The following is a 15,267-nucleotide window of genomic DNA, read 5'->3' as shown; positions in this document are numbered from 1 at the left end:
CCGATCGAGCCCTTACTTCAGCGAAAACCTTCGCCAGGAGACTACAGGTGGTAAAGCCGATTCAGCGGCAACCGCCCTGCTCCAGACCGGTGTAGGGGTTACTCGCGAGTAGTACTGATCGGTAATAAAACCAGGTCCGCCATTCCTGGCGGACCTGGTTTTCTAATTAATGTGAATAGATCTCTATCTCATATAGTGAGAACCCGTAACTGGTGGCGCGGGTCTGTCCGGTGATCCGGACATACCGCGCATCGGTGGCGGTGAAGGCGACGCTCTCCACGCCGCCCCGGCCGCCGGTGACGGCGGCCGCCTGGGTCCAGGCCGTCCCGTTGCCCGAGGTTTCGATCTTGTACGACGTCGCGTACGCCGACTCCCACGAGAGAACCACTCTGGACACTGTGGTGCTCGCCCCGAGGTCCACCTGGATCCATTGGTTGTCCGCCCGTGAGCTGGCCCAGCGGGTGGCCGGTTTCCCGTCGGTCGCGTTCGCCGCCGGATATCCGGACTGGGTGCTCAGCGCCGTGACCGTCCTGCCCGCCGCCAGGTTGGCGACCGTGTCACCGCGCTTCGCCGGGAAGGACACCACCTGCTGGTACGTCGGCCGGTTCTGCCAACCGATCAGGTCGTGCGTGATCCCGCCCAGCGGACTCTGCAGGATCGCGTCGGCACACCACTGATCGCCGGCCGAGCAGTGCTCGTCACCGGGATACGTGGTCGCAGCCGGCTCGGTCAGGGCCGCGCTGAGACTGGACAGCAGCGCGCCGCGGCAGGCGCTGACGGTCCCGCCGCCGCAGTACCTGGTGGACCAGCCCGGCACCGTGTCGCCCAGCACCGCTCGCAGGTCCTTGGAGACCCAGCCCCACCAGCCGTACTGGAAGGACGATCCCTTGTGGCCCTGCGCCTCGTTGGCGGAGGTCGGCAGACTGGAGACCGGCCCGGTCTGCCCGCCGGACGGCGACTCGTTGATCTGCAAGGCGTCCACCAGCGCGCCGAACAGGCCGTCGCCCAGCCCGGACGAGAACTGCGCCTGCACCAGCCGCGGCCACCAGGCGTCGAAGATCCGGATCGCCTCCGCGTCCGTGTACGCCTTGCCGCCCGCCGCCGTCTCCTTGCGCAGCGCCCCGTTCGTCAGCCAGGTGCGCAGCTTCGTCAGCGCGGCGGCCTGCGTGGCGTCGGTGACCGTCGCGGTGTCGATCACCCGCAGCAGCACCGGCAGCACCTGCTTGCCGCGCAGGTCGGTCAGCCCGGCCTGCTCGACCACCTTGAGCAGCGACGCCCGGTCGTACTTCGTCCCGGCCGCGACCCCGGCCTTCAGCGGCGCGTCCAGCAGGTCGGCCCGGTGCACCGCGCCGAAGCTGAAGTTGCCGTCCGCCGCCGAGTACCCGGCCGCCTGCTTGTTGTTCCACGAGACGAAGTAGTCCTGGTCGACCGCCTGCGGGTGGGCCGAGGCGGCCACGTAGGTCGCGGTGTTCGTCGCCGGGTTCCAGCCGCTCCACTCGTTGGCCGCGTCCGCCCAGGTGGGCAGGTTCGGGTCGGCGGTGGCCGGGCGGATCGGCTGGGCGCCGGAGGTGAAGTACGCGTTCTGCGTCGAGTTCACGTAGAACCAGTTGAACGCGAACGAGATCTGCGACGCGGAGTTGGTGAACGCGGCAGCGGTGCCCATCTGCTCGGGTTCGTTGAACATCTGGAAGCCGACCGCCGAGTCCGCCTCGTGCCGGTACGTCGAGCGCAGGCTGGTGAAGGCCACCGGCGTGCCGCCCACCGTGCCCCGCCAGGTGACCAGGCCGTACCTGGTGCGCTGCACGGTCAGCCGGTACGACCCGGCCGCCGTGGAGTCGGCCGTCGTCGGCTTCCACGAGTTGGTCCGGTTCAGGTCCTCCATCGCCGTGCAGGTGCCGTGGTACAGGTACGAGACCGAGGCGGTGGTCGCCGTGCTGCCGTCGGCGTTGCAGAGCCGCACCGCGTACGTGTCGGTGATGTCCTGAACCGACGAGGTGGCGCTCCACGCGTAATCCGGCCCGCGCCCCAGCAGCGTGTACAGGTTGAGTCCGCTGAACGCGACGCCCCGGCTGCTGATCCCGGGACCCTGCAGCTCCTGCAGCATCAGCAGCTGCGGTGCGAAGTAGCCGGTCTGCGGCCCGAACACGGCGACCGGATGCCCGGTGGCCGAGTTCGCCGCCGACACCACCGCGGCGTTCGACATGCCCCGGCTCGCGCTGTCGATCGTCAGCGTGCTGAGCGACTCCGCGATCGCGCTGGTGCCCCCGGCGGTGACGGCGGAGCCGGTCTTGTCGAAGACGAGTTCCTGCGGAACCGCGCTGCCGGCGTCCGGCATGGCGACGCCGGCGGCGTTCGGATTTCCCGATCCGTACGGGAAGCTCTGCCCGTTGTGCAGGGTGAGCACCGCCTCCGGGTCGTTCTGCGACCGGAACTGCTGCCACACCTGGTCGCCGGCGGTCGTGCCGTACTTCGCCCGGGCCGCGACCCGCACCAGCGCGGACTGCATCTCGGTGCCGCCGCCCCCGCCGAACAGGCCGCCGATCACCCCGCCGACCGCGATCAGGTCGGTCAGTACGAAGTCCTCCGGCCCGCCGGCGTTGGTGACCGAGTCGAGGTGACCGGTGAGCACGTACTCGCCGGGGCAGTCCCGGGCGGCCATGCAGTCGTCGATGTACTTGTTGATGCCGGCCAGGTACTGCGTCACGTCGTCGTAGAGCTGCGCGCCCCGGGTGCCGGAGTTGCGCAGCGCGTCGAGCTGCGCCTGCAGGTCCGCCTCGGTGTAGGGCGAGTTGCGCCAGACGCTCTGTTCCAGTTCCCGGTTGCCGGCGGCGCCACCGGCGAACGAGGTGAGTGAGCCGCGCGCGACGTGCCGCATCAGGTCCATCAGGAACAGCCGGTCCTGGGCCCCGGCGTACCCGGCCCCGTACATCACGCCACCACGGGTGGTCCCGGTGACGTGCGGGATCCCGAGCGTCTTGTCCCGCACGATCGTCACGTCCGAGCGGGGCGTGCTGGTGCTGGCCACATTTGCGGTGGCCACGCCGTACGACGCGTCGTTGAAGAAGGTCTTGATCTGTTGTGAGGTCAGTCCGGTGTAGTTGTACGCGAGGTTCGCGTACGGGGCGAGCTGGTCGTCGGAGTGCGCCGGCATGGTGCCGAACACCTGGTGGGCGAGGATCTGGGCGAGGTCGGCGTCGCCGTTCTGCCCGGGCGGCAGGATGTCGGAGCATTCGCCGAGGCAGTAGTCGTTGGTGGCGAACGCCGCGGTGGCCGGTCGTTCGTTCACCTGGACCAGGGCGGCCGAGGTCAGCAGTGAGACGGTGAGAACGGCAATGAGCTGGGGAAAGCGTCGGCGCATGGGCGGGGTCCCTTCGGGGTACGCTCGAACGCGAAAATAGTTCATAGATGTTAAAACTTCGATGTCTGATGGCGCCAGGGTCTCGTCCCCCGTTCGGGGATCACGTTTCGCGTCCGCCGAGCCCAGCCTGCTGTCGCATCCGCGTCCCTCGATCGGGGTGTTGACCCCTCCGGCGAACGGCACCAATCCTTGGCGGCGGTTACGCAACGGCTTCGGCCGACCACCCGCGGCAAAGGGGAAGCGACATGTGGCGCAGGATCCGGCGCGACCAGACCATCCGTGGGCGCGTCGTGCGGATGCTGGCGCTGCCGCTCGCCGCCCTGCTGGCGCTGCTGGCGGTCATCTACGTCAACGAGATCGCCCGCTACCGCGGCGCGGCCGCCACCGAGAGCCGGATCACCGCGATCCTGGCCCTGCAGAGCCTGGTCCAGGAGTTGCAGAACGAGCGGGGCCTGACCGTCGCGGTGCTCGGTGGCAACCGTGGTTTCCGGGAGCGGATCGCCCCGGCCCGCGAACGCGTCGACACCCAGCGGGCCGCCGTCCGGTCCGTGCTCGGCGACACCGCGAGCGCCTCCCTCGACGAACTGGACGGCCTCGCCCAGATCCGCAACAGCGCCGACGCCGGCGCGGCCGACCGGACCGACATCTTCGACTCCTTCACGAAACTGATCGAGGGCCTCAGCGACGACACCCGGCACCTGGAGATCGTCGACGACCTGGAGCTGCGGCGCGGCGCCGAGTCGCTGGAGATGCTGACCGAGGTCAAGGAGTCGACCGCGCAGGAGTGGGTCTTCCTGGACGGCGTGATCACCGCCGGGGGGTTCCAGGCCGGCGAGTTCACCAAGCTGCTGAACATCGTCGCCGCCCGGGACCTGTCGCTGGAGGAGTTCGACGAGTTCGCCGACCCGGCCGGCAAGGACGCCAAGACGAAACTGCTGAACAGCGGCGCGGCGTTGCAGGCCCGCGCCGTGGAGAGCGCGGCGCTGCGCGCCGGCGACCGGCAGAGCCTGCTCGCCGACCCGGAGTCCTGGTGGACCGCGGTCGCCACGATGCTCGACGACATGACCGGCCTGGCCGGCGAGATCGGCGCCCGCACCCTCGACCAGGCGCACAGCCTCCGCGAACAGGCCACCCTGCGGCTCGCGCTGCTCTCCGGCGTGGTCCTGCTCAGCCTGCTCGGCTCCGCCTACCTGGCGATCGGTGCGACCCGGTCGCTCGCCGAGCCGCTGGCCGCGCTCGCCGAGGAGGCCGACCTGCTGGCCGGCGAGCGCCTGCCGGAGGCGGTGCGCCGGGCCGCGGCCGGCGAGGAGAGCGGACCACCCGGCCCCGTGCCGGTGGCCTCGGGCGCGAGCGCCGAGGTGCGCCGGGTCGCCGACGCCCTCGACCGGGTCCGGGCCACCGCGTACGCGCTCGCCACCGAGCAGGCGCGGCTGCGCCGGGGCAACGCCGAGTCCCTGGCCGACCTGGGCCGCCGCAACCAGAACCTGCTCCGCCGGCAGCTCGGCTTCATCACCCGGATGGAACGCGAGGAGTCCGACCCGAACGGCCTGGCGAACCTCTTCGAGCTCGACCACCTGGCCACCCGGATGCGGCGCAACGCGGAGAGCCTGCTGGTTTTGGTGGGCGCCGCCAGCCTCCGGCAGTGGCCCGGCCCCCTGCCGCTGAGCGACGTGATCCGCGCCGCGGTGTCCGAGGTGGAGGAGTACCGGCGGGTCGTGCTGCGCCGGCTCGACGACGCGCAGGTCCAGGGATCGGTCGCCAGCGGCCTCGCCCACATGCTCGCCGAGCTGATCGAGAACGGACTCACGTTCTCCCCGCCGGACCTGGAAGTGGAGATCCACGGGCGGCGGATCGGCGACGGCTACCTGATCGCGATCTGCGACCAGGGCATCGGGATGAACGACGAGGACCTGGCCCGGGCCAACCGGCGACTGCGTGGCGAGGGCGACTTCATGACCGGCCCGGCCCGGTTCCTCGGGCACTACGTGGTCGGCCGGCTCGCCGCCGAGATGAACGCCGAGGTACGGGTCACCCCGTCGGCGGTGACCGGGGTGACCGCCCGGATCAGCCTGCCCGCCGCGCTGCTCGCCGAGCCCGCACCGATCGCTCCCGTCCCCGTCCAGGCACAGGTTTCGGCCCCGCCCCCGGTTCCGGTCTCGCCCCCGGTTCCGGCCGGTCGGCTGGAACAGCCCCGGACGGCCGATCCGACGCGGATCAGGCCCCGGGCGCTGGAGGTCGACTACGTGGTCGTGACCGAGCGTCCCGCGACGCCGGAACTGACGGAGGCCGCTCGTACCACCAATGGTTTGCGCAAACGCATCCCGCGGGCGCGCCGCGCCGGATCCGGCGCCGTGCCGGTCCAGCGATCCGGTTCCGAACCGGTCCCGCGCCAGGAACCGATCGTCGAGGTCAGCGACTCACCCGCCGCGGTGCGCGACCGGCTGACCGCCCTGCGCGACGGCCTCGAGCGCGGCACCTCCCGCACCTTCGCAGCGACCACCGAGGAGCACCGATGACCGTGGAAGCGACCACCGACCGGCATCAGTTCAACTGGATGCTCGGCAACTTCGTCCACCAGACCGACGGGGTCCGCGACGCGGTGGCGGTGTCGTCGGACGGGCTGCTGATCGCCGGCTCCGACGGCCTCAGCCGCGCCGAGGCCGACCAACTCGCCGCGATCGTCTCCAGCATGGCGAGCCTGGCCCGGACCGCGTCCCGGCGCTACGAGTTCGAGGGCCTCAAACTCATCATGATCGAGATGCGCCGGGGCTTCCTGGTGATCTCGGTCATCCCGGGCGGCAGCTGCCTGGGTGTGGTGGCCGGCGGGGACAGCGACCTCGGCCTGGTCGGTTATGAGATCTCCCGGCTCGCCGAACGCTTCGGGGACCTGCTGACCCCCGCGCTGATCGCCGAGTCCAGGCAACGCCTGCCGCGATGAGGTTCGAGGAGGAACCGATCGTCCGCCCGTTCATGATCACCGGCGGGCGGACCCAGCCGATGCGGGACGGGCTGCGGATCGAGACCCAGTTGTACGCCGCTCCGGCCGCCCTGTCCGCGCCGCTGCGGTTCGAGTCCCGCCGGATCGTCGAGCTGTGCCAGCGCCCCAGGTCGATCGCGGACCTCGCCTCCGCGCTCGGCGTGCCGCTCGGCGTCGTCCGCGTCATCGTCGCGGATCTGATCACCGAAGGTTTCGTGCTCGTGGACGACTCGCCGGGGGAGCTCTCCACCACACTGATCGAGAGGATCCGGGATCGTGTTCGGGCGCTCTGAAACGGTTACGGCGTCGCCGCCGATCGCCGTCAAAATCGTCATCAGCGGCGGCTTCGGCGTCGGCAAGACCACCTTCGTCGGCGCGGTCTCCGAGATCGAGCCGCTGGTCACCGAGGCCGAGCTGACCGAGAGGTCGATCGGCGTCGACGACACGTCGGCGGTCGCCGCGAAGACCACCACCACGGTCGCGCTCGACTTCGGCCGGATCACCCTGGACGAGGCGCTGCTGCTCTACCTGTTCGGCACGCCCGGCCAGGACCGCTTCGCGTTCCTCTGGGACGACCTGGTCGACGGCGCCCTCGGCGCGATCGTCCTGGTCGACACCCGGCGGATAGAGGACTGCTTCCCGGCGATCGACTACTTCGAGGACCACGACATCCCGTTCATCATCGGGGTCAACACCTTCGACGGCGCCCGCCACTTCGACCACGCCGAGATCCGGGAGGCACTCGGCCTCTCCACCGACCTGCCCCTGATCGACTGCGATGCTCGCCGCCGCGAGTCCGTGAAGATCGTCCTGGTCACCCTCACCGAACGCGTCCTCACCCGCCGGCTGGAACGGGCCGCCGCCCAGCTGTGACGGGTGCCGCGGATCAGCGGCGAGCGCCGGCCGCCCCCGATCGCATCCGGATCAGGGTCTGCGCCGTGTGGTCGTCCGCCGGGAAGAACGACTCGATCGCCAGCTCCGCCACGGTGATGTCGGTGGGTGTGCCGAACGTCGCGACCGTGCAGAAGAACCGCAGCTCACCGTCTTCCTGGCGGAGGCGCAGCGGCACCACGATGTCGGTCGCCGGGTGCTGACCGCCGGTGGCGGACAGGTCGCACGGATAGACCGTCAACTCGTCGTACAGCTCGGTCAGCCTCGGGTCACCGGTGAGTGCCACCCGCCGGCGCAGCCGGGTCAGCAGGTGGGTCCGCCACTCGGTGAGGTTGACGATGTGCGGTGCCACGCCTTTCGGATGCAGGGCCAGCCGCATCACGTTGACCGGGGGCTCGAGCAGCTCCGGCGCGGCGAGCCCGGTGAAGACCGCGAGACTGTCGTTGGCGTCGACCAGGTTCCAGTCCCGGTCGACGACCACCGCCGGATAGGGCTCGTGGCCGCTCAGCAGCTGACGCAGGGCGGCGCGGATCGGCGACATCTCGGCGGCGTCCAGCGGGTTCTGGCTGTAGACCGGTGCGAAGCCGGCGGCCAGGAGCAGCTGATTGCGCTCACGCAGTGGCAGGTCCAGGTGCTCGGCCAGCAGCTGCACCATCTCGCGGCTGGGCTGGGACCGGCCGGTCTCGATGAAGCTCAGGTGCCGGGTGGAGACGTCGGCGAGGACGGCCAGCTGGAGCTGGCTGAGCCGGCGCTGCTCGCGCCAGTCCCGGAGAAGTTCGCCGACCGGACGTTGCATCTGCATCAGTGTCATCGCTCCCCGTTTCCTTCCACTATGCCCGTACGGACTTCGGCAGCAGCTGCGTGAGCAGCGCCAGAGTCGTACCCACTCCGATCAGGCAGACGAGACCGGCGCTGAACGCGTCGGCGAAGCCGGCCGGGGACGGTGTCTCCCCCAGCACGCCGTAGAAGATCACGCCGATGATCGACACCCCGACCGCGTTGCCGATCTGCAGGGCGGTCGCCAGCAGGCCGCCTGCGGCACCGGCGTGGTGCGGCGCGACGCGCATGAGGACGGTCGCGGTGATCGGGCCGACCACCAGACCCATGCCGGCACCGTCGAGCATCAGACCCGGAACCAGCCACCAGACGGTCCCGCCGACCCCGATCCGGCCGACCGCGACGGCGAGCAGCAGCAGGCCGGCGACCATGGTGAGGCCGCCGACGGCCAGCACCTGACGGCCCAGCCGAGCGGCGAACCGGTGCGCGTTCGTCGAGGTGACCAGGTAGCCCACGCCGATCGCCACGAAGATCACACCGGCGCCGAGCGCGTCCAGCCCGCGCCCCCGCTGCACGTAGAGCGCGAAGATCAGGAAGAACGAGCCCTGGCCCATCCAGAACACCAGCTGGGCGAGGAGGCCGACGAGGAACGCCCGGTCGCGGAAGATCGACGGGGCGATCAGCGGCGAGCCCCGGCGGGCGGCGACCCTCGACTCCACCATCGCGAAGAGCGCGAAGAGCCCGGCGGCGGCGGCGAAGCTGAGCTCGGTCCAGAGCGGCCAGCCCAGCTCGCGGCCCTCGATCAGCGGCAGTACGACGGCCAGCAGGGCCAGGGTGATCAGCAGCATGCCGGCCGGGTCGAGGCGGGGCCTGCCCGGCGCCCGTGACTCCGGCACGAACCTCGGCGCGCAGGCGAGCGTGATCAGGCCGATCGGAATGTTGATCAGGAAGCAGCCGCGCCAGCCCCAGCCGAACAGGTCGACCTCGATGAGCAGACCGCCGATGAGCTGGCCGAACACCGCGGCCACGCCCATGGTGAGGCCGTACGCGCTGAACGCGCGAGCCAGCGCTGGCCCGGTGTAGCCGGTCCGCAGGATGGCGAGCACCTGCGGTGCGAGCAGGGCCGCGGAGACGCCCTGTGCCACCCGGGCGCCGACCAGGAAGCCGGCGTCCGGCGCGATTCCGCAGGCCAGGGACGCGAGGGTGAAGAGGGCGAGGCCCAGGGTGAACATCCGGCGCCGGCCGTAGAGGTCACCGAGCCGGCCACCGGTGATCAGGCCGACGCCGTACGCGAGACCGAATCCGGCCACGACCCACTGGATCTGGGCGGGGCCGGCGGACAGATCCGATTGGGCGGACGGAATGGCGACGTTGACGATGAAGAAATCCAGTGTGGTGATGAAAACGCCGGTCAGAACGGTGAGAAGCAGTCCCCGCCCGCGCGTTGTGGAGGCGTTCCGTGTGCTGGTCAAGGTCATGGTGAAGACGCTCCCGAAGGGGTGCGGAAATGGTGATGCGAAAACAATCGCCGTCACGCGTGCGGCCGGTCAATTACGCCGCAGGTAATGCCTCAGCGGCACGGGACTTGGCGTGTCGCCTGGTCACGGGCGGCGTAGGGCGTACCTGACGATGGGTCTGAAAGGAGCACGGCGGACCCGGCGGCGCGCGAAGGGACGGTGAGCCGCGGGAAGGTCGCGGGGGCCTGGCATCATCGCGGGATGCGGATCGGGTTGCTCGGGGCGTTCGAGGTACGAGCGGACGATGGCGTCCCCCTGGACGTGCCCGGTGCGCGGCTTCGCGGCCTGCTCGTCGGGCTCGCGCTGGAGGCCGGTCATGTCGTTCCGAAAGGGACGCTCGTGGACTGGATCTGGGGCGAGCAACCGCCGGCGGACGCGACCAACGCGCTGCACCGGCTGGTCTCACGGCTGCGCAAGGTGCTGCCCGAGGGGGCGGTCGAGGGGCTGACCGACGGTTACCGGCTGGTTGTGGATCCCGATGACGTGGACGCGGTGCGGTTCGAACGGCTGGTGCGCGACGGTGACCTGACCGCGCTCGGGCTGTGGCGCGGGGCGGCCATGCAGGACGTCGGGCTGCCGGAGAGCGCGGCGTTCGAGGCGGCGGTCACCCGGCTCGAGGAACTGCGGCTCAACGCCTACGAGAGCGCGGAGGCCGGCGCCGGGCAGGTCGCCGAGCTGACCGCGCTGGTGGCCGCGCATCCGGTGCGGGAACGGCTGGTCGCGGCCCTGATGCGAGCCCTCGGCGCCGCCGGCCGGGGCAACGAGGCCCTGCTGGTCTATCAGCGCACCCGGGAGGCCCTGGCCGACACGCTCGGCGTCGATCCCTCGGCGGAGCTGTCCGCGGTGCACGTCGCACTGCTCCGCGGTGAGCTGGGCCGGCGGGAGGAACCCCGGCGGACGAACCTGCGGGCCGAGCTGACCAGCTACGTCGGCAAGGACACGGAGGTCACCGCGGTTCGCGGGCTGGTCGACGGAAGCCGGCTCACCACCCTGATCGGGCCGGGCGGCTCGGGCAAGACCCGGCTCGCGACCGAGACCGCGCGGACCCTGCTCGACGGTTTCCCGGACGGCGTCTGGCTGGTCGAGCTCGCCGCGATCGGCGCGGACGGCGACGTGGCGCAGGCGACACTCGCCGCGCTCGGCCAGCGTGACGCGCTGCTCGGTGACCTGCCGGACGCGGAGCCGGTCGAGCGGGTCGTCGCCGCGATCCGGGACCGCGGGATCCTGCTGATCCTGGACAACTGCGAGCACGTGATCGAGGCCGCGGCCGCCTTCGCGCACCGGGTGCTCGGCGAGTGCCGGCGGCTGCGGATCCTCGCCACGAGCCGGGAGCCGCTGGGGATCACCGGCGAGACGTTGTGGCCGGTCGTGCCGCTGGTCCTCGGTCCGGCGGTCCGGTTGCTGCAGGACCGTGCCGGCGCGGTCCGCAAGGACCTCGGCACCGACGCTCGCACGCTGGCGACCATGGAGCGCGTCTGCCGGGCCCTCGACGGCATGCCACTGGCGATCGAGCTGGCCGCGGCCCGCCTGCGCACCCTCTCCCTGGAGCAGCTCGCCAACCGGCTCGACGACCGGTTCCGCCTGCTCACCGGCGGCAGCCGGACCGCGCTGCCCCGGCACCGGACGCTGCGCGCGGTGATCGACTGGAGCTGGGAGCTGCTCAGCGACGACGAGCGGGTGGTGCTGCGGCGCCTCTCGGTGTTCGCCGGAGGCGCGAGCCTGGAGGCCGCCGAGCGGGTCTGCGGCAGCGAGGAGCTGCTCACCGCGCTGACCGAGAAGTCGCTGGTGGTGACCGGGGGAGAGGACACGCCGCGGTACCGGATGCTCGGGACGATCAGGGAGTACGCGCAGCAGCGCCTCGCCGAGGCGGGCGAGGCGGAGCTCACCCGGCACGCGCATCTGGAGTACTTCACCGAGCTGGCCGAGACCGCGGAACCCCACCTGCGCCGCGCCGATCAGCTGGAGTGGCAGGCGGTGCTGGAGGCCGAGCACGACAACATCGCCGCCGCCATGCGCGGTGCGCTCGCGGCCGGTGAGGCGCGCGGTGCGGTGCGGCTAGCCGCCGCCGCGGGGTGGTACTGGTGGTTCGGCGGCCACAAGGTGGAGGGCAACGAGCTGATCCGGGCCGCGGTCGACCTGCCCGGCGAGTCGGACGACGAGGCCCTGGCCGTGGCGTACGCGTTCGTCGTGCTCTTCCTCGGCTCCGGCCGCGGCGACCAGTTCGTCACCGAGGACTGGATCCGGCGCGGCTACGAGATCGGCCTCCGGGTCCGGGGCGGTCACCCGGCGCTGCGGTTCCTCCCCGCGCTGCGCCACCTGCTGGAGGCCGCGGAGCCGTCCGCGTTCGAGCCGCTGCTGACCGACGACGATCCCTGGGTACGTGCCCTGGCCCGGCTGCAGCTCGGCAAGCTCTGGATGGCGCTGGGCCGGGACGCCCGGGACGCGGACACCCAGCTCGAGACGGCCCTCGCGGAGTTCCGGGCGATCGGCGACCGCTGGGGCATCTCGTTCGCGCTGACCGAGCTGGCCGAACGGTTCGCCCTGCGCGGGGACCTCGCCGGCGCGTGCGAGCGGCTGGAGCAGGCGATCGCGGTCGTCACCGAGGCCGGGGCGATCGAGGACGTCGTGTCGATGCGGCCGCGGCAGGCCAAACTGCACTGGCTGGCGGGCGACCTGCGGGCGAGCGCGGCCGCGATGGCCGAGGCCCAGCGGCACGCCGAGGGGGTCGCCTGGCCGAACGCGCTGGCCGAGCTGGCCCTGGCCCGGGCAGAGCTGGCCACCTGGGACGGCGACGCGGGGGAGGCCCGCCACCAGCTCGGCCTCGCCACGGCGATGCTGGGTGACAAGGCCGCGGAGCCGAACGTCCGGGCGATCACGCACGGACTGCTCGGCTACCTCGCCGAGGACCCGGCGGAGTCCCGGGAGCACCGGGTCGAGGCGCTGCGGGCCGCGACCGAGTCGGCACAGGCGCCGCTGATCGCCGGGGCGCTGGTCGGTGTCGCCGACTGGGCGCTGAGGGCCGGGCGGGACGAGCAGGCCGCGCGCCTGCTCGGCGCGAGCACCGCGGTGCTCGGCATGCCGGACCGTTCGCAGCCCTACCCGGCCCGGATCGAGCGGGAGACCCGCGAGCGCCTCGGCGACCAGAGGTTCACCGAGGCGCTCGCGGAGGGGGCGGGGTCGAGCTGGCCGGAGCTGGCCGAGGTCACGCTCGCTTCTTGAACGTGCGGACCGCCCAGAGGTAACCGACGATCGCGATCCCGGCGCACCAGGCGACCGCGGTGATCGCGTCACTCGCCGACGGGTTGCCGGCCAGCAGCCCCCGGATCGTCTCGATGATCGGCGTGAACGGCTGGTACTCCGCGAACTGCCGGGCACCCGGGCCCATCTTGTCGGCCGGCACGATCGCGCTGCTGAAGAACGGCAGCATGATCAGTGGAACGGTGGCCAGACCGGCGGTCTCCACGGTCTTCGCGGACAGCCCGAGGGCGACCGTGAGCCAGCCGATCGAGAAGCCGAGCAGCACGACCATGCCGATCACACCGAGCCAGTCGAGCGGGCCGGCGGACGGGCGGAAGCCGAGCGCGAAGCCGGTGCCGATGATGGCCGCGACCGCGATCACGTTGTTGAGCAGGCTGGAGACGACGTGCCCGGTCAGCACCGCGGCGCGGGAGACGTCCATGACCTTGAACCGGTTGATGATGCCCTTGGTCATGTCGGAGTTCACGGCCGTCGCGGTCGAGCCGAGCCCGTAACAGACGGCCAGCAGGATCATGCCGGGCGTCGCGTAGTCCACATAGTCGACGCCGACGCTGAACGCGTCACCCAGCAGGTAGACGAACATCAGCATGATCACGACGGGGAACAGAACCGCGTTGAACACGGCGGTCGGGTTCCGGCGGGTGTGCTTGAAGTTGCGGCGCAGCATGATCACCGAGTCGCTCATTTGTCGTTCTCCTCCGTGCTCGGGCGGCCGGTCAGGGCCAGGAATACGTCGTCGAGGTCGGGCGTGTGGACGGAGAACTCCTCGGCGTCGAGGGAGTACTCACCGAGCCGGTCCAGCAGGAGGCGCAGCGACTTGGTACCGCCGTCGCTGGGCACCCGCAGGGTCAGCGTGTCGTCGTCGCGGGTGCCGTCGGGCAGCACCCGCGCCGCCGAGTCGAGCTCGCCCTGGTCGGCGAAGCGGAACCGGACGTGGCTGCCGGGGATCCGGCGCTTCAGCTCGGCGGCGGTGCCCTGGGCGACCAGGCGGCCCTGGTCGAGCACCGCGATCCGGTCGGCGAGCTGGTCGGCCTCCTCGAGGTACTGCGTGGTGAGGAAGATGGTCACCCCGTCGGCGACCAGATCGCGGATGATCTCCCACATCGTGCGGCGGCTGCGCGGGTCGAGGCCGGTGGTGGGCTCGTCCAGGAAGATGATCCGCGGGTCGCCGACCAGCGACATCGCCAGGTCGAGCTTGCGCCGCATGCCACCGGAGTAGGTGGCCGCCAGCTTGGTCCCGGCCTCGGCCAGGTCGAATCGCTCCAGCAGCCCGGAAACCACCTGCGCGGCGGCGGGAACCCGGTGCAGGTCGGCCATCAGCCGCAGGTTCTCCTCGCCGGTCAGCAGCTCGTCCACCGCCGCGAACTGGCCGGTGACCCCGATCGCCGCGCGCGCCGCCCGGGCGTCGGTGGCCAGGTCGTGGCCGGCGACACGGACCGTTCCGGCGTCCGGCACCATCAGCGTGGTCAGTACGTTCACTGTCGTCGTCTTGCCGGCGCCGTTCGGGCCGAGCAGGGAGAAGATGGTGCCCTCGGGAACGGTCAGGTCGACGCCGTCGAGCACGACCTTGTCCCCGAAGGCCTTGCGGAGCCCGGAAACCTCAATCGCTGTCATGCCGACAACGATCGGGGGCCGCCCTGTCAGGCCCCTTACACGCCTCTGACACGGCCCCTGACAGCGACCGGCGTCAGTCCCACCAGAACGACCAGTGATGACCACCGGCCTGCTCGCGTGCCACCCCTTCGACGTCGCCGATCTTCTGGGACAGGTCGTCGCAGTAGATCATCTGCTCGATCGCGCAGCGGGCCACCTCGAGCCGGGTCGCGGGAGGCCGGAAGACGGCCAGCTCCAGTTCGTTTCCCCCGGTGTAGTACAGCTCGGCGCCGTACCGCCGGTGCCAGTGCCGCAGGACCGCCGAGTGATCCTCGGGTGACAGGTCCGGATGCCACTGGGCGCCGAACCAGTTCGGGGGCTGGATGAGCCCCGGCACCAGGATCGGCACCTCATATCCGGCTGCCGCCGGCACCAGCAGGACGGAGTCCGGCGGGTACGGCCCGGTGACCGCCCGGCGTTCCGACGCGGGCCCGGCCACCTCGCCGAGCCGGCGAGCCAGGACCTCCGGGTCGTACTCGTCCGTGGCGTCGTAGCCCCCCTCCGTCTCGATCCACTCGAGATGGGAACGCCGCAGCAGGTCCATCCGCTCGCCCGGATCGACGGCCAGGGCCCTCGGCAGCACCGCGGGCCCCTGAAGCTCCGGCCGGTAGTTCCCCGCCCGCCGCGCGGCGTGATGGGCGTCCGGCCCCAGCACCGGGTACCACCCGTTGCCGGGATGGGCCCGCAACAGCGTGCGCCAGACCTCGTCGTGCCGCTCGGCCGGGAAGCCTGCGCTGAGCAGTCGGACACCGCCCGGCGTCAGCGCCTCGCTGATTTCGGAAAGTTCCAGCTCCGCCAGCACGGACGGCGTTTCGATCGGCACTCCGGCCCACTCC

Annotated in this window: 11 protein-coding genes; 5 read left to right on the top strand and 6 right to left on the bottom strand. The window is 71.3% G+C overall.

Annotated features, from left to right (window positions below):
• Nucleotides 1-166 precede the first annotated feature (166 nt).
• Nucleotides 167-3,358 carry a penicillin acylase family protein gene (locus CHC09_RS05830; RefSeq protein WP_089291956.1) on the bottom strand — a complete coding sequence of 1,064 codons (3,192 nt, stop codon included), beginning with the start codon at nt 3,356-3,358 and terminating at the stop codon, nt 167-169.
• 245 nt (nt 3,359-3,603) lie between these two features.
• On the opposite strand from CHC09_RS05830, the gene CHC09_RS05825 reads away from it, so the two are divergent.
• Genes CHC09_RS05825 through CHC09_RS05810 form a run of 4 tightly spaced genes read left to right on the top strand, consistent with a single transcriptional unit; the run spans nt 3,604 to nt 7,208 of the window.
• Entirely contained in the window at nt 3,604-5,874 is a 2,271-nt protein-coding gene (locus CHC09_RS05825; protein ID WP_089291955.1) for a sensor histidine kinase, read from the top strand.
• Nucleotides 5,871-6,296, top strand: coding sequence for a roadblock/LC7 domain-containing protein (locus CHC09_RS05820; protein ID WP_089291954.1), 426 nt, complete (start codon nt 5,871-5,873; stop codon nt 6,294-6,296). The genes CHC09_RS05825 and CHC09_RS05820 overlap by 4 nt, the downstream gene beginning before the upstream one ends.
• Complete coding sequence (locus CHC09_RS05815; protein WP_089291953.1) at nt 6,293-6,628, top strand: DUF742 domain-containing protein; 336 nt, start codon at nt 6,293-6,295, stop codon at nt 6,626-6,628. The genes CHC09_RS05820 and CHC09_RS05815 overlap by 4 nt, the downstream gene beginning before the upstream one ends.
• Nucleotides 6,612-7,208, top strand: coding sequence for a GTP-binding protein (locus CHC09_RS05810; protein ID WP_089291952.1), 597 nt, complete (start codon nt 6,612-6,614; stop codon nt 7,206-7,208). The genes CHC09_RS05815 and CHC09_RS05810 overlap by 17 nt, the downstream gene beginning before the upstream one ends.
• A 13-nt stretch (nt 7,209-7,221) precedes the next feature.
• On the opposite strand, the gene CHC09_RS05805 is transcribed toward CHC09_RS05810, so the two are convergent.
• Both CHC09_RS05805 and CHC09_RS05800 read right to left on the bottom strand, forming a co-directional pair.
• Entirely contained in the window at nt 7,222-8,028 is an 807-nt protein-coding gene (locus tag CHC09_RS05805) for a helix-turn-helix transcriptional regulator (protein ID WP_089292593.1), read from the bottom strand.
• 28 nt (nt 8,029-8,056) lie between these two features.
• Complete coding sequence (locus CHC09_RS05800) at nt 8,057-9,481, bottom strand: MFS transporter (RefSeq protein ID WP_089291951.1); 1,425 nt, start codon at nt 9,479-9,481, stop codon at nt 8,057-8,059.
• A gap of 240 nt (nt 9,482-9,721) precedes the next feature.
• On the opposite strand from CHC09_RS05800, the gene CHC09_RS05795 reads away from it, so the two are divergent.
• Nucleotides 9,722-12,739, top strand: coding sequence for an AfsR/SARP family transcriptional regulator (locus tag CHC09_RS05795; RefSeq protein ID WP_089291950.1), 3,018 nt, complete (start codon nt 9,722-9,724; stop codon nt 12,737-12,739).
• Here CHC09_RS05795 and CHC09_RS05790 read toward each other — a convergent pair.
• From CHC09_RS05790 to CHC09_RS05780, 3 genes are all read right to left on the bottom strand, one after another.
• Complete coding sequence (locus CHC09_RS05790; protein ID WP_089291949.1) at nt 12,723-13,463, bottom strand: ABC transporter permease; 741 nt, start codon at nt 13,461-13,463, stop codon at nt 12,723-12,725. The two genes, CHC09_RS05795 and CHC09_RS05790, sit on opposite strands and share 17 nt — an antisense overlap.
• A complete protein-coding gene (locus CHC09_RS05785; RefSeq protein WP_089291948.1) occupies nt 13,460-14,392 on the bottom strand; it encodes an ATP-binding cassette domain-containing protein in 933 nt (310 codons plus the stop codon). Before CHC09_RS05785 ends, CHC09_RS05790 begins: the two co-directional genes overlap by 4 nt.
• Nucleotides 14,393-14,465: 73 nt before the next feature.
• Nucleotides 14,466-15,254 carry a DUF4253 domain-containing protein gene (locus tag CHC09_RS05780; RefSeq protein ID WP_089291947.1) on the bottom strand — a complete coding sequence of 263 codons (789 nt, stop codon included), beginning with the start codon at nt 15,252-15,254 and terminating at the stop codon, nt 14,466-14,468.
• Nucleotides 15,255-15,267 lie beyond the last annotated feature (13 nt).

Origin of the sequence: Actinoplanes regularis, assembly GCF_900188005.1 — a bacterium.
Lineage (GTDB): Bacteria > Actinomycetota > Actinomycetes > Mycobacteriales > Micromonosporaceae > Actinoplanes > Actinoplanes regularis.
This window is presented reverse-complemented; position numbering and strand designations above follow the sequence as displayed.